Annotated in this window: 20 protein-coding genes; 8 read left to right on the top strand and 12 right to left on the bottom strand. The window is 60.1% G+C overall.

The window, feature by feature from the left end:
- Positions 1 to 43 precede the first annotated feature (43 nt).
- Both ACYU7Z_RS16000 and ACYU7Z_RS15995 read right to left on the bottom strand, forming a co-directional pair.
- Positions 44 to 1,366 (bottom strand): hypothetical protein, encoded by a 1,323-nt coding sequence (locus ACYU7Z_RS16000; RefSeq protein WP_460572284.1) that lies wholly within the window; start codon positions 1,364 to 1,366, stop codon positions 44 to 46.
- A gap of 54 nt (positions 1,367 to 1,420) precedes the next feature.
- Positions 1,421 to 2,020 (bottom strand): YceI family protein, encoded by a 600-nt coding sequence (locus ACYU7Z_RS15995; protein ID WP_460572282.1) that lies wholly within the window; start codon positions 2,018 to 2,020, stop codon positions 1,421 to 1,423.
- 158 nt (positions 2,021 to 2,178) lie between these two features.
- On the opposite strand from ACYU7Z_RS15995, the gene ACYU7Z_RS15990 reads away from it, so the two are divergent.
- From ACYU7Z_RS15990 to ACYU7Z_RS15980, 3 genes are all read left to right on the top strand, one after another.
- Positions 2,179 to 2,865, top strand: coding sequence for an HAD family hydrolase (locus tag ACYU7Z_RS15990; protein ID WP_460572280.1), 687 nt, complete (start codon positions 2,179 to 2,181; stop codon positions 2,863 to 2,865).
- 84 nt (positions 2,866 to 2,949) lie between these two features.
- Complete coding sequence (locus ACYU7Z_RS15985; RefSeq protein WP_460572278.1) at positions 2,950 to 3,576, top strand: CatA-like O-acetyltransferase; 627 nt, start codon at positions 2,950 to 2,952, stop codon at positions 3,574 to 3,576.
- 23 nt (positions 3,577 to 3,599) lie between these two features.
- Positions 3,600 to 3,872: a hypothetical protein gene (locus ACYU7Z_RS15980; protein ID WP_460572276.1), complete on the top strand. Its 273-nt coding sequence runs from the start codon at positions 3,600 to 3,602 to the stop codon at positions 3,870 to 3,872.
- Between the two features lie 15 nt (positions 3,873 to 3,887).
- Here the strand turns inward: ACYU7Z_RS15980 and ACYU7Z_RS15975 are convergent, their stop codons facing one another.
- The gene (locus ACYU7Z_RS15975) at positions 3,888 to 6,578 is read right to left on the bottom strand and encodes a PKD domain-containing protein (RefSeq protein WP_460572274.1); all 2,691 of its coding nucleotides are present in this window, start codon (positions 6,576 to 6,578) and stop codon (positions 3,888 to 3,890) included.
- Positions 6,579 to 6,808: 230 nt separating this feature from the next.
- Here ACYU7Z_RS15975 and ACYU7Z_RS15970 point away from each other — a divergent pair, with 230 nt between their 5' ends.
- Positions 6,809 to 8,356 (top strand): YifB family Mg chelatase-like AAA ATPase, encoded by a 1,548-nt coding sequence (locus tag ACYU7Z_RS15970; RefSeq protein WP_460572272.1) that lies wholly within the window; start codon positions 6,809 to 6,811, stop codon positions 8,354 to 8,356.
- A 3-nt stretch (positions 8,357 to 8,359) separates the two neighbouring features.
- Here ACYU7Z_RS15970 and ACYU7Z_RS15965 read toward each other — a convergent pair whose 3' ends face one another.
- Complete coding sequence (locus ACYU7Z_RS15965; RefSeq protein WP_460572270.1) at positions 8,360 to 9,028, bottom strand: response regulator; 669 nt, start codon at positions 9,026 to 9,028, stop codon at positions 8,360 to 8,362.
- 190 nt (positions 9,029 to 9,218) lie between these two features.
- On the opposite strand from ACYU7Z_RS15965, the gene ACYU7Z_RS15960 reads away from it, so the two are divergent.
- Entirely contained in the window at positions 9,219 to 10,571 is a 1,353-nt protein-coding gene (locus ACYU7Z_RS15960) for a hypothetical protein (protein ID WP_460572269.1), read from the top strand.
- A 118-nt stretch (positions 10,572 to 10,689) separates the two neighbouring features.
- Here the strand turns inward: ACYU7Z_RS15960 and ACYU7Z_RS15955 are convergent, their stop codons facing one another.
- Positions 10,690 to 11,430: a hypothetical protein gene (locus tag ACYU7Z_RS15955; protein WP_460572267.1), complete on the bottom strand. Its 741-nt coding sequence runs from the start codon at positions 11,428 to 11,430 to the stop codon at positions 10,690 to 10,692.
- An 85-nt stretch (positions 11,431 to 11,515) separates the two neighbouring features.
- On the opposite strand from ACYU7Z_RS15955, the gene ACYU7Z_RS15950 reads away from it, so the two are divergent.
- On the top strand, positions 11,516 to 13,306 hold the full coding sequence (locus ACYU7Z_RS15950; protein ID WP_460572265.1) for an ABC transporter ATP-binding protein: 1,791 nt from the start codon (positions 11,516 to 11,518) through the stop codon (positions 13,304 to 13,306).
- Positions 13,307 to 13,452: 146 nt separating this feature from the next.
- Here the strand turns inward: ACYU7Z_RS15950 and ACYU7Z_RS15945 are convergent, their stop codons facing one another.
- The 3 genes from ACYU7Z_RS15945 to ACYU7Z_RS15935 all read right to left on the bottom strand — a co-directional run bounded on the left by ACYU7Z_RS15945 (position 13,453) and on the right by ACYU7Z_RS15935 (position 17,653).
- Positions 13,453 to 15,834 carry a TonB-dependent receptor gene (locus tag ACYU7Z_RS15945; RefSeq protein WP_460572263.1) on the bottom strand — a complete coding sequence of 794 codons (2,382 nt, stop codon included), beginning with the start codon at positions 15,832 to 15,834 and terminating at the stop codon, positions 13,453 to 13,455.
- A gap of 85 nt (positions 15,835 to 15,919) precedes the next feature.
- Positions 15,920 to 16,315, bottom strand: coding sequence for a response regulator (locus ACYU7Z_RS15940; RefSeq protein WP_460572261.1), 396 nt, complete (start codon positions 16,313 to 16,315; stop codon positions 15,920 to 15,922).
- Positions 16,316 to 16,477: 162 nt separating this feature from the next.
- Entirely contained in the window at positions 16,478 to 17,653 is a 1,176-nt protein-coding gene (locus ACYU7Z_RS15935) for an acetyl-CoA C-acetyltransferase (protein WP_460572259.1), read from the bottom strand.
- A 107-nt stretch (positions 17,654 to 17,760) separates the two neighbouring features.
- On the opposite strand from ACYU7Z_RS15935, the gene ACYU7Z_RS15930 reads away from it, so the two are divergent.
- Together ACYU7Z_RS15930 and ACYU7Z_RS15925 are read left to right on the top strand one after the other, a co-directional pair.
- Positions 17,761 to 18,801 (top strand): dihydroorotate dehydrogenase, encoded by a 1,041-nt coding sequence (locus ACYU7Z_RS15930; RefSeq protein WP_460572257.1) that lies wholly within the window; start codon positions 17,761 to 17,763, stop codon positions 18,799 to 18,801.
- A 107-nt stretch (positions 18,802 to 18,908) separates the two neighbouring features.
- Positions 18,909 to 19,703 carry a TerC family protein gene (locus tag ACYU7Z_RS15925; protein ID WP_460572255.1) on the top strand — a complete coding sequence of 265 codons (795 nt, stop codon included), beginning with the start codon at positions 18,909 to 18,911 and terminating at the stop codon, positions 19,701 to 19,703.
- Positions 19,704 to 19,749: 46 nt separating this feature from the next.
- On the opposite strand, the gene ACYU7Z_RS15920 is transcribed toward ACYU7Z_RS15925, so the two are convergent.
- From ACYU7Z_RS15920 to ACYU7Z_RS15905, 4 genes are all read right to left on the bottom strand, one after another.
- Positions 19,750 to 20,445 carry an RsmE family RNA methyltransferase gene (locus ACYU7Z_RS15920; RefSeq protein ID WP_460572253.1) on the bottom strand — a complete coding sequence of 232 codons (696 nt, stop codon included), beginning with the start codon at positions 20,443 to 20,445 and terminating at the stop codon, positions 19,750 to 19,752.
- 97 nt (positions 20,446 to 20,542) lie between these two features.
- The gene (gene dnaB, locus ACYU7Z_RS15915) at positions 20,543 to 22,111 is read right to left on the bottom strand and encodes a replicative DNA helicase (RefSeq protein ID WP_460572251.1); all 1,569 of its coding nucleotides are present in this window, start codon (positions 22,109 to 22,111) and stop codon (positions 20,543 to 20,545) included.
- A gap of 557 nt (positions 22,112 to 22,668) precedes the next feature.
- Entirely contained in the window at positions 22,669 to 23,937 is a 1,269-nt protein-coding gene (gene preA / locus ACYU7Z_RS15910) for an NAD-dependent dihydropyrimidine dehydrogenase subunit PreA (protein ID WP_460572249.1), read from the bottom strand.
- A 37-nt stretch (positions 23,938 to 23,974) separates the two neighbouring features.
- Entirely contained in the window at positions 23,975 to 25,360 is a 1,386-nt protein-coding gene (locus ACYU7Z_RS15905; RefSeq protein ID WP_460572247.1) for an NAD(P)-dependent oxidoreductase, read from the bottom strand.
- Between the last annotated feature and the right edge of the window lie 12 nt (positions 25,361 to 25,372).

Below are 25,372 nucleotides of genomic sequence, written 5' to 3'. Positions count from 1 at the left end.
TCGCTGCGCCTGTCCAATTATCGATCATGTACTCGGAAGTCCGTTAGAATCCGACAACGGCCTGGATCACATACCCGTTGAACTTGCCACCCATGCGGTAATCGGTTACGGGGAAGTCCTTGTAATTCTGCCACACGTACTCGCCTTTCAGCAGCACGTTGCGGGTGAGGAACCAGCCGGCAGCCAGTGCGGTGCGGTCTACGGTTACTTTATCGGAATAACCCTGGAGCTCGGCATTTACTTTATTGTAGCGTGCCCCGACGAAGAAGCGTTCGTTTGTGCAGAAGCGGTAGACAAACTCGCCCGCGATCTGGTCGGCCTTGCGGCGGCTGTCTTCGGCTTTGCTTCGGCCTTCGGCCTGCTCCCAGGTAGCAAAGAACTCGGCTCCTTTGAACTTGATGAAGGCATTGAGCATCACCGCGTCAACGGTTTTGCTGAAGCCGGGATTGAGGCGGCCCGAGAAGGCTTGCGCAGTGTAGGTGCTTCCGGCCTTTTCCATCACCATGAGGTAGTTGGAACCGGTGCGGTCGCCACCGTAGAGGGTGTTGCCACCGGAGCTTCCGTTGTGGTAGTAGGAGAGCGCACCGCGAAGGCGCAGGTCACCCAGCTTCTGGTCGAAGCCGCCTTTGGCATAGAGTGCCGGCGATTTGTGGATGTTGTCATCCTGCGCGGTCTTTACCAGCGAGTCGACGTTACCCTTGATCATACCGTTCGATACACCGACCATTCCGAAGAAGCCGTACTTCTGGTAGTACACCTCGCCACCGATCTCGGTTGCATAGCCGTCGAGGATGTAGTTCTCAACGAAGGGGTTGTAGAGGGTCTGGCCGCCATCGGAGCGACGGAAGTGCGCATCGCCGTAGTTGATCTCGCCGTGACCGATTTTGATGGTCGTGTTTTGCATCAGCTTGTTCCACAGCGCGCCTTTGAAGGGCAGCTTGTCGAACTGGATGTAGCCGCCTTTCACCCAGGCTTCGTTGTGGTGACGCGAAGACAGGTAGGTGACCACGTTGAGGCGGATGCCGTCGGCAAGCTGGATGTCCAGGTTAAGGTTTGCCGAAGCCGTGTTGAAACCGGCCGTGAGCGGGTAGAGACGGTTGGCATCCGTAGGCGCCTGGGTGAAGTTGTTGCTATGCTTCAGGCTCTGGAAGGTTTGCGTAAAGCCGGCTCCGAGGCGAACACGCGGCCCTTCGAAGGGGATCGTGTCGGTCTTGGGCGTTTCGAATACGTTGATGCCGCGCTGGTCGTAGGGACGCCAATTGCTCGGGCGGCCGTAAAATTCTTTGTCGGTGCCCTGTGCGCCTGCAAAGACGGGAGCGGCGAGGACGGCAGCAAGGAGGGCGTGGGATAGGAAATTCTTTTTCATGGCAGAAATTTTCAGAGTTAGAGGCCACCGGTTTGCCGGCAGCGGGAATTTGGTTTATTGAAAGCGGACCGTGTAATTGATCGTGAGCTCATCGCCAACGCGCAGGGCGCCGAGCATGAAGCTGGGAGGCTTGAGGCCGTACTCGCTGAAGCGGATCGGCTGGCTGCCTGTTATCAGCACCGAGCCGTCAGCATTGGTGACCGACATGGCATTGAGCACGATGTCGCGGGTAACCCCGGCGATGGTCAGCTGGCCCGTGGCGCGTACCGGCATCCGGTTGCCCTGCACCGCGCCCGGCGTTACAGCCAGGAGGCGGAAGCTGAGTGCCGGGAACTTATCGGCCTTCAGCGCAGTGTAGGCGCGGGAGTCCATCATGCTTTCGTTGCTTTTGAGGTTCTTCACCGGCATCGTGAACAGCATCGGCGGGTTGATCGTGGCAACCTTCGCGGCGGAGGGTGCATAGAAGACCGCTTCGATCCCGTTGCCAAGGCTTTTCATCGTCCAGTCGTGCAGGTTGGAAGTGCCGTTCACCGTTATTTCGTATGTCCCTGTCTTGCGTACGGTCTGGGCGCCGGCGGGTACCATACCCAGTAACACGGCCAGCGGAAGCAGGAGAAAGCGGGAGAGCAGCCGGCGTGTAGCTATCGTTTTCATAATGTTGTGTTTTGTTGACAGGGCAAAAGTACCCGTGGCCAGAGGGCCCGCGCCTGAGGCTACAGCGTCCGCGGCATGATTGACAAGTGCCCCGCAACTGAGGAAAGTCAGGTGGGCCCGATGGCCTACCTTTGCAACCCTCCTAAAGAGGATTGCTTATGGATATCAAAGTCATTGCTTTCGACGCCGACGATACCCTGTGGGTGAACGAGCCGTACTTCCGGGAAACCGAAACCGCCTTCTGCGGCCTCCTCGAAGACTTCATGCCGCTGCATAGCGCCGAGCGCGCGCTGCTGCAAACCGAGATCAAGAACCTCCCCTTGTATGGCTACGGCATCAAGGGCTTTACGCTTTCTATGATCGAAACGGCACTCAGCATTTCGGAAGGACATATAAAAGCGTCGGCGATCGGCCGCATACTGGAGCTCGGGAAAGAATTGCTGGCCCGCCCGATTGAATTGCTCGACGGCATCGAGGATGTGCTGCTGGCCCTCAAAGACCGCTACCGCCTCGTGGTGGCCACCAAGGGCGACCTACTTGACCAGGAGCGGAAGATGAAGAACTCCGGGATCGACCATCACTTTCACCATATCGAGATCATGTCGGACAAAGGCGTGAGCGACTACCGCAAGCTGGTGCGTCACCTCGACATCGCGCCGGAGCAGTTCCTGATGGTGGGCAACTCGCTCAAGTCGGATGTGCTGCCCGTGCTCGAGCTCGGTGGCCACGCCGTGCATGTGCCGTACCACACCACCTGGGCCCACGAAGTGGTGGAGGATACGATCGAGCACGCGAATTTCCGCAGCGTCGTCAGCATCCACGACATCCTGCCGCTGCTGACCTGACACTGGCAGACAACCTTGTGTCGCCTGCGGCATAAAGCGATCCGCCTGCGTTTGCCCGAAGGCCGACTTGCGTATTTTAGCAGCATGCCCCAACCGCTCGACATCAGCAGCTGGCCGCGCCGCGACCACTTTAATTTCTTTCGCAGGTTTGAAGAGCCCTTCTTCGGGCTTTGCGTGGAGGTGGATTGTACAGCCGCATACCGGCGCGCCAAGGAAGAAGGCGTCTCCTTCTTTCTTCACTACCTGTGGTGCTCGCTGAAGGCGGCCAACGGCACGGAGCCCTTCCGCTACCGTATCAGCGGAGACGAGGTCCTGGTATACGAGGCCGTGCATGCCTCTCCCACTATCAACCGCCCCGACGGCACCTTCGGCTTCGCCTATATGGATTACTACGCCGACCGTTCCGTATTTCTACGGGAAGCCGCGCTTGAGCGCGACCGCGTCCGGGCATCCACGGGTCTTATTCCCGCAGTGTCGGGTGAGAACGTCATCCATTACTCTTCGATGCCGTGGATCCGCTTTACCGGGCTGGCCCATGCCCGGGCCTTTTCGTTTGCCGACAGTTGTCCGAAGATCGCGTTTGGAAAAATGTCGGAAAGCGGCGGCCGCCGTACGCTCCCGCTCTCGCTGCATGTGCACCATGGGCTGATGGACGGCTACCATGCGGGCCTTTTCCTGCAGCGGCTCGAGGCGCTGCTGGCGGAGGGATAGACCCCGGCGTATCTTCGCAGCGAATGGCATTCATCGATACGTATCGCTTCCGTGCGCGGCTTCCCAAGGCCGACCTGCTGCATTTCGTGGCGCAGGTTCCGGTTGGGCAATACGTGTTCGTGGTGCCGCCGGGCCCCGACCTGTTCGGGCTGTTTGCAAGCCCCGAGGTACTGGAATTCTTTTGCAACGAATGCCGCGTGGAGGAGCTGGAGATCATCGATGACGCGGCCTGGGCAGGGCTGCGCGGCCGCAGCGACTGCCGCATCTGGGGCGACCCTGCACTGCTGGAGCTCTGACCGTATTTCTACAGCTTACCGCAGCAGCGTGACCGTGCCTTTCCGGAATACCCGCTGCCCCTTGTAATCGATCCCTTCCGCAACAAAAACGAACGTTTGCGAAGCCAGCGCGACACCCTGGAAGGTTCCATCCCAGCCTTTGCTCACATCCGTGCTCCGGTAAAGAAGCTGTCCGCGGCGATCGTAGATGGCAAAGTAGCTGAGCGTCCGGATACCCACGGGCCGCACAACGAGCTGGTCGTTGCGCCCATCGCCGTTGGGAGTAAAGGCGTTGGGCACAAACAACTCGGGGCCGAGGTAGCGGCGCACCAGCACCGAGCTCCGGCTTTCGCAGCCAAAGCGGTCAACCGCGTAAAGCTCGTAGCGAAGATCGTCGGGCCATACCGCCGAAGGCCGCTGTGTTGCGGGGTCGAGCAGGGCGTTGGCGGGTGTCCAGGTAAAGCGCATCGTGGTATCGCCGTGCCCGAAGAGCAGCACCGGCTCGCCGTAAGCGCCGGCGGTATCGCGGCCGGCCCAGGCCGTGTTTATGAGTACGGGGACCGTGCGCTCGACGGTATCGCGGCAACCATCGGGAGCAATGGCCAGCAGCTGCAGGTGGCGGATCCCGGCCTGCAAAAATGTTTGTGGCACCACAGGGCCACCATTGAACGTACCGGTACCAAAATTCCAGCGCCAGTCGCGCACGGTGCCCGAGCGAATGCTGGCGGTAAACACGATGGGACGGCCGGCGCAGGAATCGTCGTAGGAAACTTGCACCTGCGGGTGCGCCAGCAGGGTAACGCTGCTGTCGGCCGGGTCGCTGCTGCATCCGAAATTATTGGCCACAACGAGACGCACATGATGCGTGCCGCCGCTCAGGAACACATCGGGACTTCGCGTCGTGCTGATCGGCGCTCCATTGTCGGACCACTGCCAGGAGGCCAGGATTTCGCCCTGGGTATTGAGGGGCTGAAACGAACGGTCGCGCAACCGGAGCGGCTCATTGTCGCAGTGCCCGCTGAAATCAAAGGCAGCCACGGGGCGGCTGTGTACGGGAAGCAGAACGCGCGTGGTATCGGAGCGGCAACCCTCGGCCGAGGTAACCGCAAAGGCTACCGGAACGGGCCCTGCAGCGGAGGAAGGCAGTGGCGCGCTTGACGCGTTGCTTACAACACCGCCGACATTCCACCACCATTGCGTGATCGTGGAGCCGGCGAGCTGCGTAGAGTCGCTGAGCGTTGCGCCGGCCGCTCCCACGCAAATCGCCTGCGGACCTCCAATGAGGGCCACAGGAGTCGCGACCACTACAACGGGATGTTCGGCGGTATCGCTGCAGGCGCCTGCATTACGGAGAATCAGCTTCGCTGTATACGAGCCGGCGTTGAAATAACTGTATGTCGTTGTTCCCCCGGGCGTCGCGTAATGGCTACCACCGTCGCCGAAGTCCCAGTAGTACGGCGAATTGCCGATCGCCGGGGCATTGTTGGTAAAGGTGAACTGGTTGCCCGCGAGGCATTGCCGGTCGTTGCTGACCGTAAAGGCGAGCGGCACCGAGCCTATGATGTGCACCGTAACCGGCACCCGGAGGCTCTCGCAGCCAAAGAGCTGCTTCTGGGCCACCCAGTATACTTTGGTGCCCACTGCGGTGGTGGGCGGTGTGGGCGCGGTGGTGGCCCCGACCGGATCGGTTTGGGAGAGGTACCATTGCAGCACATGACCGGGCAGCGCGGTGGCCGCGAGCGGCGTCGAGGGCTGGCCGAGGCAGTAATAATAATCACGCGCCGATGGTGGCGCCGGCACTGGGTAGGGCGTTACGACGGCCTTGACCGTATCGGGGCAGCCATAGCCCGGGTAGGGCTCCATGCTCACCCAGAAATAATCGGCGCCGGGCGGTGGAGGCGACAGCGTTACCGACTGGCCGAAGCCAAGCACCTGGCTGAAGTCGCGGTTGTACCAGGTGTAGGTTTCAAAGCCATAAGGTGCATTGAGCACGATGGCATTTGCGGCGGGGCAGTACGGAGCCGTGGCCAGCTGGCCGTTGCAGCTTTCGCTTACGTCAACATAGGCGTACCCGAAGTGACCACCACGGGTGCAGTCGGACACACGGAACTCGAGTGTGATCGTCTGGCCCGCCATACCTGCGAATTGCAGCGAGGCCGGTGTCCATTCCTTGTAGACAACGGTGCCATCGATGCGGGAGCTCTTGAAGCCGGGAATGCCCCCGGTGGCTACAAAGTCGAAGTCGGAGCAGTTTACCACCGTTCCGGTGCCTTCGTTGCGCGCCGTTACGGTGAAGCGTGGTTGCTCGTAGGGTGCATGCCCCGGGTTCTGGAGCACCACGGCATAAAAAAAAGTGATGGTAAACGTATCGAGGTTGCTGGGCACCACGAAGGTGTACGAAAGGGCGTCGGCTTCGTGCCCCGTGCCGTCGTTACCGAGCTGCACCGAGTAGCGGCCACCGTAGGGACATACCATCGGAAACTCGCCGTAGGGGTCGTCCGCCGGCTCGGAGCTGTCGGCCAGGCTATGATGCCCGATCATCGGCGCCGAGGGCGTGAGCGTCATCTGGTTAATGCCGCCCGTGGCCGACACCTGGCCGGTAGCGCATTGCCAGAAACCGAAGTTGCCCTGCTCGAAGCCAAGATTGACGGGGCATTGCGCGCCGGCATCCGCGTGGAAAAAGTACAGGAACACGAGCAGGGAAAAACATAGGTAGCGTCGACGCATCAGCGAGTCGGTTTTAGGTCGCGTAAAGAAAGGGGGTTAAGTTAAAACCCTGATTCCTTTTACCGAAAAAATGTTGCATGAACTGCCATTAGAATTCCATCAGCGGAAGATTTGCGCTGCTTTCGCTGGGAAAAACACCGTGGCCTGCTGCTTATTTTCTGTGCGATCGATGGTCTTCTTCACCTCGCTGCGCAAGACGCGCCCGGTAGCTTTAGGTCAAACAAAAGCCGATGCTGGTCAAGACCTTTGGTTCCGCCGTTCATGGCGTTCATGCCCTCACTATTACGATAGAAGTTAACTGGATCGAGAGCAACGTCGGGGTGTTGCTGGTAGGTCTCCCCGACAATGCCGTCAAGGAAAGCCTGCAGCGCGTTGAAAGCGCCCTGGGCGCGATCGGCCACGAGCTGCCGCGCACGCGGATCGTCGTCAACCTGGCGCCCGCCGATCTCCGCAAAAGCGGCTCGGCCTTCGACCTGCCCATCGCCCTGGGCATACTGGCGGCGGCGGAGCGGATACCCGGACCGGAGCGCCTGGAGCGCTACGTGATCATGGGCGAGCTCTCGCTCGATGGCAGCCTGCGCCCCGTTCGCGGGGCACTCCCGATGGCCGTCGGCGCACGGAGCGCCGGGTTCAAAGGCCTCATACTCCCCTCGGTCAACGCCCGCGAAGCGGCCATGGTGGAAGGTATTGCCGTGTACGGCGTGGAGCACCTTCGAGACGTGCTCACATTCCTGGAGCAGGACGAGCAGGGACTCGAGCCCGTGCAGGTAGACCTGCAGGCCGCCTTTGCCGATGCGCAGGAGCGCAGCGAGGTGGACTTTGCCGAAGTGAAGGGGCAGGAGAATATCAAGCGGGCCCTCGAGATCGCCGCGGCCGGCGGCCACAACGCCATCCTGATCGGTCCGCCGGGCGCGGGTAAGACGATGCTTGCGCGGCGGCTGCCGACCATTCTGCCACCGCTTACGCTCCACGAGGCGCTCGAAACCACGAAGATCCACTCGGTAGCCGGCAAGCTTCCCGAAGGCGCCACGCTCGTCGCCAGCCGGCCCTTCCGGAGCCCGCACCACACGATCTCGGATGTTGCCCTCGTCGGCGGCGGCTCCGTGCCGCAACCCGGCGAGATCTCGCTCGCCCACCACGGCGTGCTCTTCCTCGACGAGCTGCCGGAGTTCAAGCGCACGGTGCTCGAGGTGATGCGGCAACCGATGGAGGAGCGCCGCGTGACCATCTCGCGCGCCCGGGTCGCGGTCGACTTCCCCGCATCTTTTATGTTGATCGCTTCGATGAACCCATGTCCCTGCGGCTTCTACAATCATCCCGAGCGCGAATGCCAGTGCAGCAGCCAGATGGTGCAGCGCTACCTCAATAAGGTGTCGGGACCGCTGCTGGATCGCATCGACCTGCACGTCGAAGTAACGCCCGTTCCCTTCAGCGAGCTCACGGCAGCGCACAAGCCCGAGCCCTCGGCGGCCATCCGCGACCGCGTGATCGGCGCGCGGGCGCGGCAGGCAGCGCGGTTTTCGGGGAAAGCGGGACTGTATTGCAATGCGCAGATGGGCAGCAAGCTGCTGAAGGAAGTCTGCGTGCTCAACCCCGCCGGGCAGTCGATGCTGAAGGCGGCCATGGAAAAGCTCAATTTGTCGGCCCGCGCCTTCGACCGTATTCTCAAAGTGGCGCGCACTATCGCCGACCTCGCCGGCAGTGCGGCAATCGAAACGGAGCACGTGGCCGAAGCGATCCATTACCGGAGCCTCGACCGCGAGGGATGGGCGGGCTGACGCTTAGCAGGAAACCGCATCGGGCTGCGGACAAAGGCCGTTCTTTAGGGCATAAAGCACGATACCCGCCGTGCCCTTTGCCTTGATCTTGGCCAGGATGCGGGCCCGGTAACCGTCGACGGTGCGCTTGCCGAGGAAAAGGGCGCGCCCGATCTCCTCGGTGGTGTACTCACGGCAGATATAGCGGATGACGGCCAGCTCCCGCTCGTCAAACGCGACCAGCCGCGGGTCCCCGTCGCCGATAGCAAAATGGGCCAGCCGCGAGCTTACGGCGCGGCAAAAGTATTCTTCGCCGCGGCTCGCCGCCAGTACTGCTTCGAGGATCTCCTGGCGGCTCGCATTCTTGAGCAGGTAGCCGCAGGCACCCGCGCGGAGCATCTCCAGTACCACCGGCAGGCCGTCGTGCGTCGACAGCGCAACGATGCCGGTTCGCGGCGAAAGCTGGCGGATGCGTCGCGCCGCCGCCGGGCCATCAAGCAGCGGCATCGTGATGTCGGTGAGCACCACCTGTGGCTGGAGACGCGCGGCCAGCTCCACGAGCTCCTCGCCGTCGGCGGCGACGCCCTCCACCGTGATCCGCGGATCGCTGCGCAGGAGCAGGGAAAGTCCATCGCGAAAAAGCTCGTGGTCGTCGGCCAGCACGAGCCGAACGGGTAGTTGGGTGGGGAGCATGGCAATGCGTTTTGGTTGCCCTGAAAGTAGCGCATCAGCCGGCGGAAGGCGGCGTATTTCTACGGTCGGTTTTTACGGTCCGGGCAAAAAAATACCGTACAACTCGCAATGCGAAACCGTAGTTCCCGGAAGGCCTTTGCGCACCGGGCCGGGTAGCTTCGGTGCATCAAATCACCCCAAAACAATAATTATGAATTACAATGTCGTCACGGGCATGGACAACCCGACGCTGAACAAATTGATCGGCCAGTTTTATGGCGCTCTCTACCCCGCCATCTTCCGCAACACGCTGAGCGTAGGCCAGATGGGCATCGACTCGGTAACCTTCGATTTCACCAGTGCCCCGCAGGCGCGGCTGGCCAGCAGCCTGGAGGCCGAAAGCTACTTCCGGGGCGAGATCGACAAGATGCGCCGGGGCGGCAACCTGCAGCTCGAAGAGGCGCACCTGGAATCGCTTATCGGGGCCGCCGCAGCCGCGGCGTTTATGGTTGATGCGCCGGCCGTGCAACTGACCATCAACTACCAGGGCGGCACCGCGCCCACGACGATCGCCGGCTCGCTGACCGGCATTGCCAATGCAACATCCTCGACGTCGGGCGGCAGCAATTACCTGACCGCGCAGATCGTCAACGCTTCGGTGAGCCTGCCCGGCGACCCGGCGCTCGAAGCGCTGCTCAATTCGGCCGTCATTCCTTATTTCCTCGTGCCGTATTTGAACAACACCCTACTCGGCCCCATCCGCATCCCGGCGCTGCAGCTCGGCTCGCTCCAACTGAGCATGCCGGTTCCGGCAGTGCAATCGCCCAACGTGCTGGCTTTCTCGGCCCTCGGCGGCACGCAGCCCGATGTGCCGGCGCCCGGCAACTGGCCCGGCAACTGTGTCTTCCTCGGCACCGACCAGAGCGCCCTTCAGGCCGCCGCTGCCCTGCCCTTCCCCCTCGGCCCGCAAACGGGCTTCAGCTGGTCCATCATCGACGGCAGCGTGGGTGCGCAGGTAAGCGCGCCGCAGAATTTCAGCATCAACAGCGACGGCAGCATTTCGGCCGTTATACAGGCAGCCGCCTGGGCCCAGCTGACGGTGCACACGCCCTGGCCCCTCCCCGACTTTTCGTTCGGTCCGCGCGCCTCGGCCACCATCGCCGGCACGCTTGTGCCCAGTGTCAGGAACGGCGAGCTCTATGTGCAGCTCCAGGGTTTCCCCATTCCCTACTTCGACTTCAGCTGGGGCAGCATCCCCGACTGGGTGCGCTACCTCCTGTACCCGCTGCTCGCCGGTCTCAACGCGGCACTCAACGCGATCCTCGGCCCCATCATCTCGAAAGCCTTCTCGCTGCCGCCGATCCCGGTGTACCAGCTGCCGAAAGTATCTGTGTCGCTGGGCGGCAAAGACTTCTACATCTCGCTCACCGATGCCACGACAGCGGCTGGAGGCCCGTCGAACAACCTCCTGCTGGTAAAGGCGCAGATGCAGATCTCCGACCAGAAGCAACTGATCGCCGGCATGACGATCCCCGACAAAGTTGCCGAGCCCGAGCTCGCGTAACCTGCGCTTTTCGTTTCGAGGTAAGTCCGGCCCAGGCCGGACTTTTTCTTTCAGCGCCCAACTGGTTTGTCAGCGCAGCCATATAACTGAATGCAAACAACCGAGATTGATCCTCTCTTTACCGAGGGATGAAATGCGTTACGGCGCTTTCGAATACGGAAGCCTCGTACCGGAAAAGGCCGCTGCGAAAGCTGAGGAAATGACCTCGGTTGAATTCAACGGACACAAAAGCCCCGGTCGGTACCCCTCTCAAAAGCCGCCGGTCTACGATCCAGTGCCCGCTGTCCGGAATTAAGAAGCGGTGTTCCACTATCCGGCGGGGCCGCTTACCCGAAGCAACCTGCCCGTCGTACCGTATTTCTACAAATACCGGGTCCGCGGCGCCGTGCGCAGGCTGCCAGGTGAATTGCGTACCGGCAGTGAGGACATTTGAATCGACTACCGGCTGATGCACCGGCCCGGAGAAGCGAAATGCAGGCGGTAATGCGATCCGGATGCCACCGCTGTCTTCGCTGAGGCGCAACGTCAACTTACTCCGCGATCCCTCAACTGCAATAGAGGCAGTATAAACCGAATCGCCATCGTCCCAACGGTTCGCAACAGCATGCGCGGCATAGAAGCTGTCGGCAACACGAAAGCCCCTGCTGGGCACCGTGCACGAAACCGCAGCTACCTCCCAGGTCGCGGCGTCCGGGTCCTGCCCGAAACGCGTGTAGTGTTGCACAATGAGCTCAACGTCCGCGAGGTCGGAAAAATTCAGATTCAGGCCTTCCTTTGGGGAAACGGAGCGTTTCTGGCCCTGAGCAGAAAAGAGGCATAGGAGCAGGAAGGAAAAAATCAGTTGGCCCGATGGTCTCATGCGCTTCGGTTTAGACTCTTGAAACGGCCAGCAAAGCGAAAAATTGCCGTGCCCCCATCCGCTGCACCGCTGCTATCTTTATTCTATGAAACTCCTGATCTCTTACCTCAAACCCTATAAATGGATGGTTGCCCTCACCCTGCTGCTGGCGGCCGTCAACATCGGCTTTTCGCTCTGCGACCCGATCATCTTCGGGCGCCTCATCAAGCTGGCCTTCGCAGCGTGGCCCGAGGGCACCAACAAGGCCATGCCGCTCAAGGACTTCCTCTGGGGCCAGCCAGGAAGCCGCGGGGTTGTATTGCTGCTGCTCGCCTCCATCGGCGTGGCGATGATGAGCCGTATCGCGAAGAACTTCCAGGACTACTTCCTCCAGGTGGTGATCCAGAAATTCGGCGCCAAGGTGTTTACCGACGGCCTGCGGCACTCGATGCAGCTGCCCTATGCCGAATTCGAAGACCAGCGCTCGGGTGAAACGCTTTCCATCCTGCAAAAGGTGCGCACCGACACCGAACGCTTTATCTCCAACTTCGTCAACATCCTGTTCACCGTGCTGGTGGGCATCGTGTTCGTGGCCATTTTCGCCGCGCGGATTACGCCGATGCTGCCGATCGTTTATTTCGGTGGCATCGCGCTGCTCATCGTCATCTCCAACCTGTTGAGCAAAAAAGTGAAGACGATCCAGAAGTCGATCGTGGCGCAAACAACGCAGCTGGCAGGCACCACCACCGAATCGCTGCGCAACATCGAGCTGGTGAAAAGCCTTGGCCTCACCAACCAGGAAGTAGCGCGTCTCAACAAGAATACGTACCGCATCCTCGGTCTCGAGATCACAAAGGTGAAACGCATCCGCTCCATCTCCTTCGTGCAGGGCACCTTTGTAAATACGCTGCGTCAGGTGATCCTCTTCATGCTGATGTGGCTCGTGTTCCGCCACCAGATGCCCGCTTTCCAGCTGGCGACCATGCAGATCTTTTCGTTCTTCATCTTCGGGCCGCTGCAGGACATCGGGTCGATCATCGTGTCGTACCGCGAAGCCGAAGCATCGCTCAACAACTTCCAGTCGCTCCTGAAAAAAGATGTGGAGCGTCGCCCGGCGCACCCGCAGCACCTGGGTCCCATCCGCGAGCTCGAGTTTCGCAACGTCACCTTCCAGCACCGCACCGCCCAGCATAAGGCCATCGACGGTATTTCTTTCCGGGCACATAATGGGGAGACGATCGCCTTTGTGGGTCCCTCCGGATCGGGCAAGAGTACGCTGATGAAATTGTTGGTGGGCCTTTACCGCCCGCTCGACGGCGCCATCTATTACAACGGCCTCGACGAGAATAGCATCGAGTTCGACGACCTCCGCAACCAGATCGGGTTTGTAACGCAGGATACGCAGCTCTTCGCGGGCACCATCCGCGAGAACCTGCTGTTTGTAAACCCCGAAGCAACGGAAGCCGACCTCGAGGATGCGCTGACAAAAGCTTCCTGCAACAACCTGCTGTCGCGGGCCGAAAAAGGCATCGATACCATGATCGGCGAAGGCGGCCTGAAGCTGTCGGGCGGCGAGAAGCAGCGCCTCTCGATCGCGCGGGCACTGCTCCGCAAGCCGCGCCTGCTCCTCTTCGACGAGGCTACCTCCGCGCTCGACTCCATCACCGAGGAAGAAATTTCCGAAACGATACGCGAGCTATCCTCGCTTCGCGAGCAGATCACGATCCTTATCGCCCACCGCCTCTCCACCATCATGCATGCCGACCGCATTTACGTGCTCGAAAAAGGCGTTGTGGTTGAAACCGGCACGCACGACGAGCTGCTCACCGAGAAAGGTTTGTACTACGCTATGTGGCGCCAACAGATCGGCGAGCGGAAGATCCTGGCCAAGGCCTAAACGGTTTGCGTTTTAGGTTTTACGTTTTACTTTCAGGTTTTAGGTTCAATAAAAAAAACGTTCGGGAAGCCCGAACGTTTTTTTATGAAACCCAGTGCCGTTACGCCTTCGCAACAACAGCGAACCTAAAACGTAAAACCCAAAACCTATTTTGTCTTCCACGCCAGCGGCACATTCAGCTTCACCGAAAAGTTACGCCCCATGTTGAATACACCTCGGCGTCCCGTAACGGCATTTACATCGGTGTACTTGAGGCGGCTCAGGTGGCTTTGGTACGCAACATCCGTGAGGTTGTTGCCGGAAACATGCAGGCTGAAAAGCGTGCGGCCCTTCGACACTACATCGCCGCCAATACCCGCGTTGAGCAGCGAGTAACCATTGGTGCTCGTTTCGGTATTGTAGGAGGAAAAGAAGTGGACCTGGCGGAAGCTGTTGTCCAGCTCAACACGCGCATAAAGGCCATGAAAGCGCTTGCCCGACTTCGGAAGGGTCACCCGCAGCTCGTTCACCAGGTGCGCTGCCGGGATCGATGGCAGGTTGTCCGAACCACCGACGGCCTCATTGAAGCGGCCACGGACATACGAAAAGGAATTTTGCAGGTGCAGCCAGTCGAGCGGGTGCGGGTGAATGTCGGTCGACAGCTCGAAGCCGGCGAGACTTGCGTCGTGCTGCCCGTACTGGAAAGCCTCGAGGTCGTTCCCGTCGATCGTCACGATGGAGTCGGCGCCGCTGACGCCCTGGAGACGCTGGTAATAGATATAGCCGTTGATGCGGTTGTAAAAAACGCTGGCCGAATAGGAGATGTGGTCATAGTCGGCTTCCACGCCCGCGTCGACCTGCCAGCTGCGCTCGGAGCCGAGGCTGCGCTGGCCGTACTCGTAGCGGTTCGTTCCCTCGTGGGCACCGTTGCTGGCGAGCTCCGACAACGTTGGTGCGCGGAAGCCGCGGGCTACGTTGAGCCGTAGGGTATAGCGGCTGTCGGGCGTATAGCTCACGCCGAGGCTGCCCGACAGATTGCCGAAGCCGCGCGTAAACGCATCGAACTTCGACTGCCCACCCTGGCTCAGCGGCAGCGACTCGAGCGTGCGGTGGTCGTAGCGAAGTCCGCCGGAAAGAACGGCCTTGGCAATCGTTTTCTGCACATAGATAAAGGCTCCTGCGTCAAACAGGTTGTATTCGGGAATAATGACCTCTTCGCCGCGGTTGCGGTTTTGCTGGTACATCCCGCTTACGCCCAGCGTCGGCTGCCAGCCTTTTAATTCCTGAAGATGCCATTGCAGGTTGTAGCTGAGGGTACGCAGGTCGAAGTGCAGCGCAGCAACACCGGGTGCTTCGGCATTGCCGAACTCGCGGCGGATATTCTGCTGGTAGCCGAGGTTGAGGCGCAGGCGGCTGTGCCCCGTGCGGAAGGAGTTATCGCTGACGATGCGGTAGTGCTGCACGTTCTGATACGGTGTTGTCAGCTTGCGCGACGAGAGCTCCGGCTCCGTGGCAACCCGCTCCAGCGGGCTTTCCGGGTAGATGAGGAACTGGCCGGTCTGCGGATCGCGGAGTCCTTCCACGAGCCCTAGGTTCTGGTTGAAACTGGATACGATGAGATGGCTGTAGCCCCAGTCTTTGTTCAGCCCGATATAGCCGCCGAAGTTGCGCTCGTTAAACCGCGAATTGAGCACGCGCCCGTCGTACCGGTTGCGGTAGTCGGCGGCCGACTTATAGCTGCCGTAGCCGCTCCAGCTGAAGCCGTGCTGGTTGCCGGCAAGATCCACGTGAAAGCCTGCCTGCCCGTTGTTGGTCTGGTAGCCCGCGAATGCATTGCCACGCACCGTTCCCTCGGGCACCGGCACGTTGCTGATAAGATGCACCACGCCGGCGATGGCGTCGGAGCCATACATCAGCGATGACGCGCCTTTCAGGATCTCCACGCGGTTCACGCTAAGCTCGTCGACCTCGATACCATGCTCGTCGCCCCACTGCTGCCCTTCCTGCCGCTGGCCGTCGTTCATCACCACTACCCGGTTGTAGCCAAGACCGCGGATCACGGGCTTGGAGATCGCAGGGCCGGTGCTCACCTGCGCAATGCCGGGTTGCTTGGCCAGTGCGTCGATGATATTGGTCGATGGGTTTTCCAGCAACTGCGTTTTGCGGATCAGCGTCACCAGAACAGGTGTGTTGCGGTTGCTGGTGGATGAGGCCACGCCGGTAACGATGACACCACGGTTCTCGATAACGGAGGGGCGCAACCGGAAATCCTGGCGGCTGGCTTCCTTCAGGTCGAAGTGTACGACGATGGGTGTATAGCCGGAGGAACTCACCTCCGCCAGGTAGTGACCCGCAGGCAGCCGGAACTGGTAGTAGCCGTTGCTGTCGGCGGACGTGCCGGTATGCGAATCGGAAAAATAAACGGATGCGCCCGGGATCGGGCTGCCGTCGGTGGCGTCGGTGATACGCCCGCTTAGGGTAAGGGTACGGGGCTGCGCGCCTGCAAACAAAGGAAGCGCTGCAACTAGGAAGCCAAAGAGATATCTCATGAACCGGACTTTACGCAAAAATATGTTTTTGCAACCCAGATGCAGATCATTTTGGGTCAATGGCTTGTTAATGCGTCTGCCGGGTTCAGGTCGTGATGGGAGCAAGCTGCCGGATGACGCTTTGCCATTCCGAGTGCGTGTCGGGCTTCGTGAGGTAGAGGGCCGCACCGAGTCGCTGGCACACATCGCGATCCAGCTTGTTGTTGGAAGTGGTGACGATGGCTACGGGAATGTCTTTATAAAGTGGGTCGCGCTTCAGCTGCTGTAAGGTTTGCCGGCCGTCCATCTCGGGCATGTTCAGGTCGAGCACGATCAGCGAGGGCCGACGGGAAGATTCTTTGCGGAGGTATTCGAGAACCTGGCGGCCATTTTCAACGAAGCGGAGTTCCAGGCCGGCGCCAACGATGCGCAGCGCCTCAGACACCCAGGTGCGGTCATCGGTATCGTCGTCGGCGTAGAGAACAAGTTTGGTTTCGGCCACCGTTGTAGAATTGGTTTATAACAGCTCTGCGCTGCAAATATGAGTAAAAAAAAGTGGCCTTTGGACGCCTTCGGTGAAATGGCGTAAAAACCGGTTTAAGTTCCGTAAAAATACCCAGGCCGCTTTTCTTTCCCGGAAACTGTTGTCGTGAAAAAAGGGGGATCAAAAGCGCTCAAGGATGCCCGCTATACCTTGTCCGCCACCCACACAAGCCGTGACCATGCCGTATTTCCCGCTGTTTCGCTTCAGGTCGTTGAGCACCTGGATTGTGAGCTTGGCGCCGGTGCAGCCGAGCGGATGACCCAGTGCGATGGCGCCGCCATTGGGATTTACTTTTTCGGGATCGAGACCAGCTTCGCGGATGACGGCGATCGCTTGCGATGCAAAGGCTTCGTTCAGTTCCACCGTATCGATCTGCCCCAGGTTCATGCCGGCCTGCGCCAGCACTTTTGGTATGGCCGCTACCGGACCGATGCCCATGATACGGGGATGCACACCCGCGGAAGCGCAGGCCACGAGACGCCCGATGGGTGTCACACCGAGCTCCTTCACCATACGCTCGCTCATCACGAGCACGAAGGCCGCACCGTCGCTCGTTTGCGAGGAGTTGCCCGCCGTAACGGTTCCTCCGGCCGCGAATACCGGCTTCAGCTTCGCGAGCGCCTCGGGCGATGTATCGGCACGCGGTCCCTCGTCGGTATCGACCACGAACTGGCGCGTTTGCCGCTTTCCTTTTTCGTTTACAAAAACCTCCTCCACCGAGATCGGCAGGATACCTTCCCGGAGGTAGCCTTTTTCGATGGCCGCGAGCGCCTTGCGGTGCGAGTGGTATGAAAATTCATCCTGCGCTTCGCGGGTCACGCCGTAGTCTTTCGCAACGGCTTCCGCGGTAAGGCCCATGCTCAGGTAATAATCGGGATCGTCTTTGGCGATGCTGTACGCGGGTACGGTTTTCCAACCGGCCGTAGGCACGAGGCTCATGCTTTCGGTGCCGCCGGCAATGATGCAATCCGCCATCCCCATCCGGATCTTGGCCGTTGCGATGGCGATCGTTTCGAGGCCGGAGGCGCAGTAGCGGTTGACCACCATACCCGGTGTGTCGAAGCCGACGGCGCGCGCCGCGATGATGCGCCCCACCTGCAGTCCCTGCTCGGCCTCGGGCACGGCATTGCCTACGATGACATCATCGATCCGCTTCCTGTCGAGCGCCGGCACGTCTTCCAGCAACTTGCGGATGACTTCGATGGCGAGATCGTCGGGGCGGTAAAACCGGAACCCGCCGCGCTTGGCCTTGCCTACGGCGGTACGATATCCGGCTACGATGTATGCTTCCTGCATGAGAGGGGATTTAATCCTAAAAGTAAGGAGGAAACAATTTAGTTGCATCAACAACCAAATAGAAATGTCCGGGAGCGGAATGCCGGAATGTTGGAACTTCGCACCCGATGTACAAGCTGCTTCGACGACTGTTTTTCCTGCTGGAGGCCGAGACGGCGCATTACCTCGCCATGAACAGCCTCCGTGTGCTTTGTTCGGCGGCCCCGCTGCGGGCGCTGCTACGCCGGCTCCTCCGCCCCCAGGACCGGCCGGTCCAGGCGCTGGGCCTGCAGTTCCGGAATCCCGTAGGCCTCGGCGCCGGCTTCGACAAGAATGCCCGCTACCTCCGCGAGCTCGAGGTGCTTGGGTTTGGCTTCGTGGAGATCGGCACCGTCACGCCAAAGCCCCAGGCCGGCAACGACAAGCCCCGCCTCTTCCGCCTGCCCGCGGACGGCGCCCTCATCAACCGGATGGGCTTCAACAACGACGGGGTGGAAGCAGTGGCAGAACGCCTAAAGAAATGGCGAAAAAAGGAGGCGGTCGCCGGCCGCAGGAGCTTCAGCGTTGGCGGCAACATCGGCAAGAATAAAACAACGCCCAACGAAGACGCCTGGAAGGATTACATCACCTGCTTCTCGGCACTGCATCCCTACGTGGATTTCTTCGTGGTGAATGTAAGTTCGCCCAATACACCCGGCCTGCGTGCACTGCAGGAGCGCGATGCGCTGCACGGAATCCTGACGCGACTGCAACAGCTGAACAGCAGCAGTGGGAAGCCGCTACCTCTCCTGCTCAAGATCGCCCCCGACCTCAGTGCCGGGCAACTTGATGAAGTTGTGGACCTGGCGCTGGAGATCGGCCTCGACGGGCTCGTAGTGAGCAACACAACGATCAGCCGCGAGGGCTTGCAGAGCAGCGCTGCGGAACTGGACGCGATCGGCGCCGGTGGCCTCAGCGGGCGCCCGTTGCGCGAACATTCCACTGCCGTGCTTCGCCATGTTGCGAAACGTTCCGGAGGCCGACTGCCGATCATCGGCTCGGGCGGCATCTTCAGCGCCGCCGATGCACAGGATAAACTGGACGCGGGCGCGCGGCTCGTGGAAGTATGGACGGGCTTCATTTACGAGGGCCCGATGATTGCAAAAAACATCTGCGCCGGTCTGAAGTAAACTGATCTTTCCTCCATACTGATCAAAGCTGTACAGCTGGCTTTATCACCGGAATTACCCCGTTCTCCCAGCACCCCATTCGCCGAATCTCCCCTTACTTTGCAGCCATGACCGAAGCCCTTTTTTCCGTACAGAGCCTTATCAGCTTTCTCATTCTGACCATCCTAGAGGTAGTACTGGGGATCGACAACGTCATTTTCGTTAGCCTCATCCTGAATCGTGTCAGCGAGGACAACAAGAAAAAGGCCCGCCGTACCTGGATGGTCACGGGTATCATCAGCCGCAGCCTGCTGCTGCTCGGTCTTAGCTGGCTCCTCAGCCAGCAGGGCCACTACCTGTTTTCGATCGGCTCCCATGGCTTCGATCTATCCTCGCTGGTGATGCTGCTCGGCGGTCTCTTCCTCATCTATAAATCCGTTAAGGAAATCCATGGCAAGCTCGAGGGCGAAGACCCGGAAGCTACGCTCAAGCCGGGCAACTACCTGTCGCTCGGGAAGGCCGTGGTCCAGATCATGCTCATCGACGCCGTCTTCAGCTTCGACAGCGTCATCACGGCGGGCGGCACGGCCCAGCACGTAGAGGTAATGATCGCCGCGGTGGTCGTGGCCATGACCGTCATGTTCCTTTTCTCGCCCAAGATCTCGGCCTTCATCCAAAAGCACCCGACGCTCAAGATGCTCGCCCTCTCCTTCCTGGTCATGATCGGCCTCAGCCTCGTGATCGAAGGTTGGGACCACGAGAAAGCCGAGCAGCTGCACCTCAAGAATTATATCTACTTCGGCATGGCCTTCTCCTTCGGGGTCGAGCTGCTCAACATGACGATGCGCCGGCGCATGAAGAAACCCGTAGAATTACGGGGACCCCATGTACGCGAGGAGCGTATCGACGATACGGCCCATTAAGAAGTTTGGAGTTTGGAGTTTGGGGTTTGGTGTCGGGGGTAGGTAGTTAGAGAAGACGCAGTAATACGCTTCCCACCATCCCGGCCGTTTCGGTGCGGAGTCTTGTATCACCCAGCGTTACCGGCACATAGCCCGCGGCGATCGCATCCTCGATTTCGTTGGGCGTGAAATCACCCTCGGGCCCGATGAGCAGCACGCGATCGGTGCCGGGCTGCAACACAGCCGCCAGCTCGCGGCGACCAGTGTCGAGGCAGTGGGCAATAAACCGCTGCGTTCCTTCCTGCTTCAGCACTTCGGGAAAAACTACCGGCTCGCGCAGCAGCGGCATCCAGCATTGCTGCGATTGCAGCATGGCGGCCTGCAGAATTCCTTGCAGGCGATCGGAGCGAAACTTTTCCTTTTCGGTGCGCGCCGTCAGCAGGGGAATGATCTCGCTGACGCCTATCTCCGTAGCTTTCTCGAGAAACCATTCGAAGCGCGACACGTTCTTTAGCAGACCAATGGCGATGGTCACGCGCGGCTGTGGGGGCGCCTCGGTGGTACGTTCCACCACGCGTACAACGCAACGCTTGCGGTTGTCGTCGTCGATGCGGCAGCGGGCCTTGCTGCCTTTGCCATCGGTGAGCAGGAGCTCCTCGCCACGCTCCATGCGGAGCACCGAAACAACATGCTTCGAGGTAGGCTCGTCGAGCTGAATGACAGCAGCCGACAGGTCGGCCACGAAAAAATAGGGAAGCGCCATGACGGCAAATGTAAAAGGTCGAAAGTCAATAAACGACGTCCTTTTGAGACAACGCTCCGCAGAAGCGGCTTTTGACTTTCGACCTTTGAATTAGTTGTTAGAACGGGGAATCCTCATCATCGTTGAACTGGTTCATCTTGGAGCCGGTCTGGATGAACATGCGGGCACCGCCGCCACCGCCGTCATTGTCCGACACGGGCTTCCAGCTGCCGGGCAGCTGCGGGCCGCCGAAGCCGCCATCGCCGTTGTCGTCGTAGAAGCGCTGGATCTCCAGACGCGCGCGGAGCACGATCGTTTCGAGCGAGCCGTTCCGGTGCTTGGCGATACGGATATGCGTCTCGCCTTTGTTGCTTTCACCCATCTCGTTTTGCGTCACGTCGTAGTACTCCGGGCGGTAGATAAAGCACACCATGTCGGCATCCTGTTCGATGGCACCCGATTCGCGAAGGTCGGAGAGCTGCGGCATCTTGTTGCCGTCCTTGCGCTTCTCCACCTCACGCGACAACTGCGACAGCGCGATGATCGGCACCTGGAGTTCTTTCGCCAGGCCCTTCAGCGAGCGCGAGATCGTGGAGATCTCCTGTTCGCGGTTGGAGTTCTTGTTGTCGCCACCGGCGCTCATCAGCTGCAGGTAGTCGATGATGATAAAGCCGACATTGTTGATATTCTTGAGGCGGCGACACTTGGCGCGCAATTCAAAGATGTTGAGAGCCGGCGTGTCGTCGATGAAGATGGGAGCCTGCGCGAGACGCTGGATGCCTTTTGCATACAGCTGCTTCATCTCGTGCTCCTCGAGTTTGCCGCGGGAGATCTTCTCGAGGAAGATCTCGCTCTCGGCCGAGAGGATACGCTGTACGAGCTGCGCGGCGCCCATTTCGAGCGAGAACACGGCCACCGGCGTCTGCTTGCGCGGGTCGAGGGCGGCATTGCGCGCGAGGTTGAGGGCGAAGGCCGTTTTACCCACGGCAGGACGGGCTGCGAGGATGATAAGGTCGGTATTCTGCCAGCCGTAGGTCACCTTGTCGAGCGTCGGGAAGCCGCTGGGTACCCCGGTGATGTCGGCGTTCTGGTGGCGGAGATCCTCGATGCGCTGGATCGTTTTCACCAGCACGGTATCGATCGATTCGTAGGAGTTCTTGAGGTGGTTGGACGTTACCTCGTACATCTTTCCCTCGGCCTTGTCGAGCAGGTCGAACACGTCGGCGCTGTCTTCGTAGGCTTCGCTGATGATCTCACCCGAAATCCGGATGAGCTCGCGCTGGATGAACTTCTGCAGGATGATCCGAGCGTGGGCTTCGACGTTGGCCGCCGACACCACCATGTTCGTGAGCTTGGTGATATAATACGGACCGCCGACCACCTCGAGTTCCTCCATCGAGCGGAGCTCTTCCACCACTGTCAGGATGTCGATCGGCTGGCTTTTGTTGGCCAGGCTCTTCATGGCGCGGAAGATCTTCTGGTTGGCGTCTACATAGAAGCATTCGGGCTTGAGGATCTCGACCACGGCGTCGAAGGCGCCTTTTTCGAGCATGATGGCACCCAGTACGGCATCCTCCAGGTCTTTGGCCTGGGGCGGCACTTTGCCGTAAACCATGGTGCTGAGATCGAGCGGGGTTTTACGTCGGTTCTTGAAATTCCGGTCTTTATTGAGGTTGGTTAGGTCCATAATGATTCGATGTCAGTCAGCGAATATAGCAGTGCCGTTGGGGTGCTGCTATTCCCATTGCACAAATAATCATGCACAGGCAACGCACCCCTTTATCCACCGGCCAATGGCGCTTATACCCGCATCACGGTAGGTTACCCACAAAATTCCCACTTTTTCCCCAGCCCCACCCTGCTTGTGCACAACTTTTGTCAACAAATAAAAGGCGGCCGTTTTTTGGAAATCCGGACCTGTCCCCCACCGTTTCGGGTGGCCGCTCGCGCCCGGGAAATGGGATGTACCGAGGGCTCAAAGAGGCGTTGTGGAAAACTTTGGCGGGGTTGCGGGCAGCCCGTTTTGCACCAAGGGAGGGCGCCACAACGACACGACGGACCCTGAAATAAAGGAACCAGGCATCCTATCCCGCCCTCCTGTCGTTGCGCCGCCGTGCCGTCCTGCCTTCGCGGAGAAGGCCGCTTGCGGCCGCATTTTCCGTATGCAAAGCAGGGATCGAAGGCCTATGAGATAAAAAAAAGCGACGCCCTAAGGCATCGCTTCGTGAATTCGTAGTTACGTGATCAGTGATCGTTCAGGGGAAGACCGAGTCGCTGGTAGTCGGTCCAGTTCACGTACTCCGGCGCCTTGCGCTCCACCTTCATCGTGATACAGCTATCCACCGGGCACACAAGCTGGCACAGGTTACAGCCTACACAATCATCCTTCTTGATCGAATACGTGTTGTACGGCTTCCCGAATTCCAGGTTGATCGCCTGGTGCGACGTGTCCTCGCAGGTGATGTAGCACAGACCGCAGTGGATGCACTTGTCCTGGTTGATGTTGGCCACGTGGTGGTAGTTGATATCGAGCTCTTCCCAGCGGGTCATCGTCGACACCGACTTGCCGATGAAGTCGTAGATCGTGGCAAAGCCTTTCTCATCCATCCAGTTGTTGAGGCCCTCGCAGAGGTCTTCGATGATGCGGAAGCCATGCGTCATGGCTGCCGTGCACACCTGCACGTTGCTGGCGCCGAGGAGCATGAACTCCACCGCGTCTTTCCAGGTGCTCACACCGCCGATACCCGACACGGGCACACGCTGCGTGATAGGGTTCTGGCTGATCGTGGTGAGGAACTTCAGCGCGATCGGCTTTACGGCCGGACCGCAATAGCCGCCAAACACCGACTTGCCACCCACGAAGGGGTTCGGCACGAACGTGTCGAGGTCGATGCCGGTAACGGATTGGATCGTGTTGATCAGCGACAGCGCGTTCGTACCCGCTTCCACCACGGCCTTGCCGGTGGGAACCACGGAATGCACGTTGGGCGTGAGCTTCGTGATGACGGGGATCGTGGCTTTTTCCATTACCCATTCCACCACCATGCGGGCAATTTCGGGATCCTGGCCTACGGAAGCACCCATGCCGCGCTCGGTCATGCCGTGGGGGCAGCCGAAGTTGAGCTCGAGGCCGTGGGCGCCGGTGTCCTCCACCTTCTTAATGAGCTCGTGCCAGGAGTCGCGGTCGTTGTCGGCCATCAGCGACACCACCATGGCGCGGTCCGGGAAGAGCCGGATGCACTCGCGGATCTCGCGGAGGTTAAGGTCGAGGGGTCGGTCGGAAATAAGCTCGATGTTGTTGAAGCCCATCACACGCTTGCCGCCGTAGTTGACAGCCGAATAGCGCGAGGAGACGTTCTTTACCTGCGAGCCCAGCGTCTTCCACACCACGCCGCCCCAGCCGGCCTCAAAGGCGCGGAGCACGTTGATTTGCTTGTCGGTGGGCGGCGCCGAGGCGAGCCAGAAGGGGTTGGGCGACTTGATGCCCAAAAAATTTGCAGAAATATCGGCCATGAGAAGTCAGTTTGGAGTTTGAAGTTTGGAGTTGCGGTTAGAAGACTTCCTCGGTGTTCACGACGCTGCCCTTCCGTATTTCTACGGCAACGCCGATGTGTTTCAGGATGGCTGCGGCGCCGTCTTTACCGGCCTGCACGGCATCCACCACCTCGCGGCCACCGTTGACGCAATCACCGCCGGCGAAAACGCCCTCGATGCTCGTGGCATTGTCGGCCACCGACAGCTTGCCGTTGCTGTGGATCAGGTCGCTGCCTTCGACAAGCGAAGTAAAGGGCATCTGTCCCGCGGCCTTGATGATCATATCGGCTTCGAGGAAGAACTCGTTGCCCGAGGCAACAGGCGCGCGGCGTCCCGAGGCATCGGGCTCGCCCAGCTTCATCTCGGTACAGACAAGACCGGTCACCTTGCCGTTCTCGCCACGCACCTCGCGGGGCGCGGCCAGCCAGATCACCTTGCAGCCGTCAAGAAGCGCGAGGTCGAGCTCCACCTGCGTGCAGGGCATTTCGGCCTGCGTGCGGCGGTACACGATCGTCACCTCTTTGGCACCAAGACGCTTTGCCTGCGTGGCCGCATCGATGGCCGTCATTCCGAGACCGATCACGATCACCTTGTCGCCGACGGCTGTCTTTGCAAGCTCGTTGGTGCGCAGGTGATAAATAAACGAGATCGCATCCACCACGCCATCGAGCTCTTCGCCCGGCACATCGAGCCGGCGCGCAAGACCCACACCAAAGCCAAGGAATACGGCGTCGTACTCCGACTTCAGCTGCGTGATCGAAAAGTCGCGGCCGAGCTCCTGCCCGTAGCGGATGTCGATGCCACCGATGGAGGTGATGTAGTCCACTTCATCCTGGCAGAACTCCGGGGTTACTTTATAAGCGGCGATGCCATAGGTCATGAGGCCGCCGCCCTTTGCTTCTTTTTCAAAGATGGTTACCTGCACGCCCTCGCGCGCCAGCATGTGCGCACACGAAAGACCCGCCGGGCCGGCGCCCACAACGGCTACACGGCGGCCGGTATCGGCTTTGCGCGTAAAGAGCTGCCAGCCTTTCTGCATGGCGATCTCGGTGGAGTAGCGCTGCAGCTTCGCGATCGGGATGGGGGCCTCGTCGAGGAGGTTGTACACGCAGGAGCCTTCGCACAGCTTCTCCACGGGGCAAACGCGCGAGCAGCCCGCTCCCATGATGTTGCTTTGCAGGATCGTATGCGCAGAGCCCTTCACGTTGTCGGTAGTGATCTGCTTGATGAATTTTGGAATGTCGATGCTCGTCGGGCAGCTTTTGGTGCAGGGCGCATCGTAGCACATAAGGCAACGATTCGCATCCACGAGTGCCGCATCGCGGTTCTCATACGGCGGGTGCACATCCGCGAAGTTCACTTCGTATTCGGCAGCAGTGAGACGATTGTTTGTTAGGGACATAAACAGCAGTTT

Source organism: Flaviaestuariibacter terrae (assembly GCF_054777635.1).
Note: the sequence above shows the minus strand (reverse complement) of the source record. Positions and strands in the feature narration are given on the sequence as shown.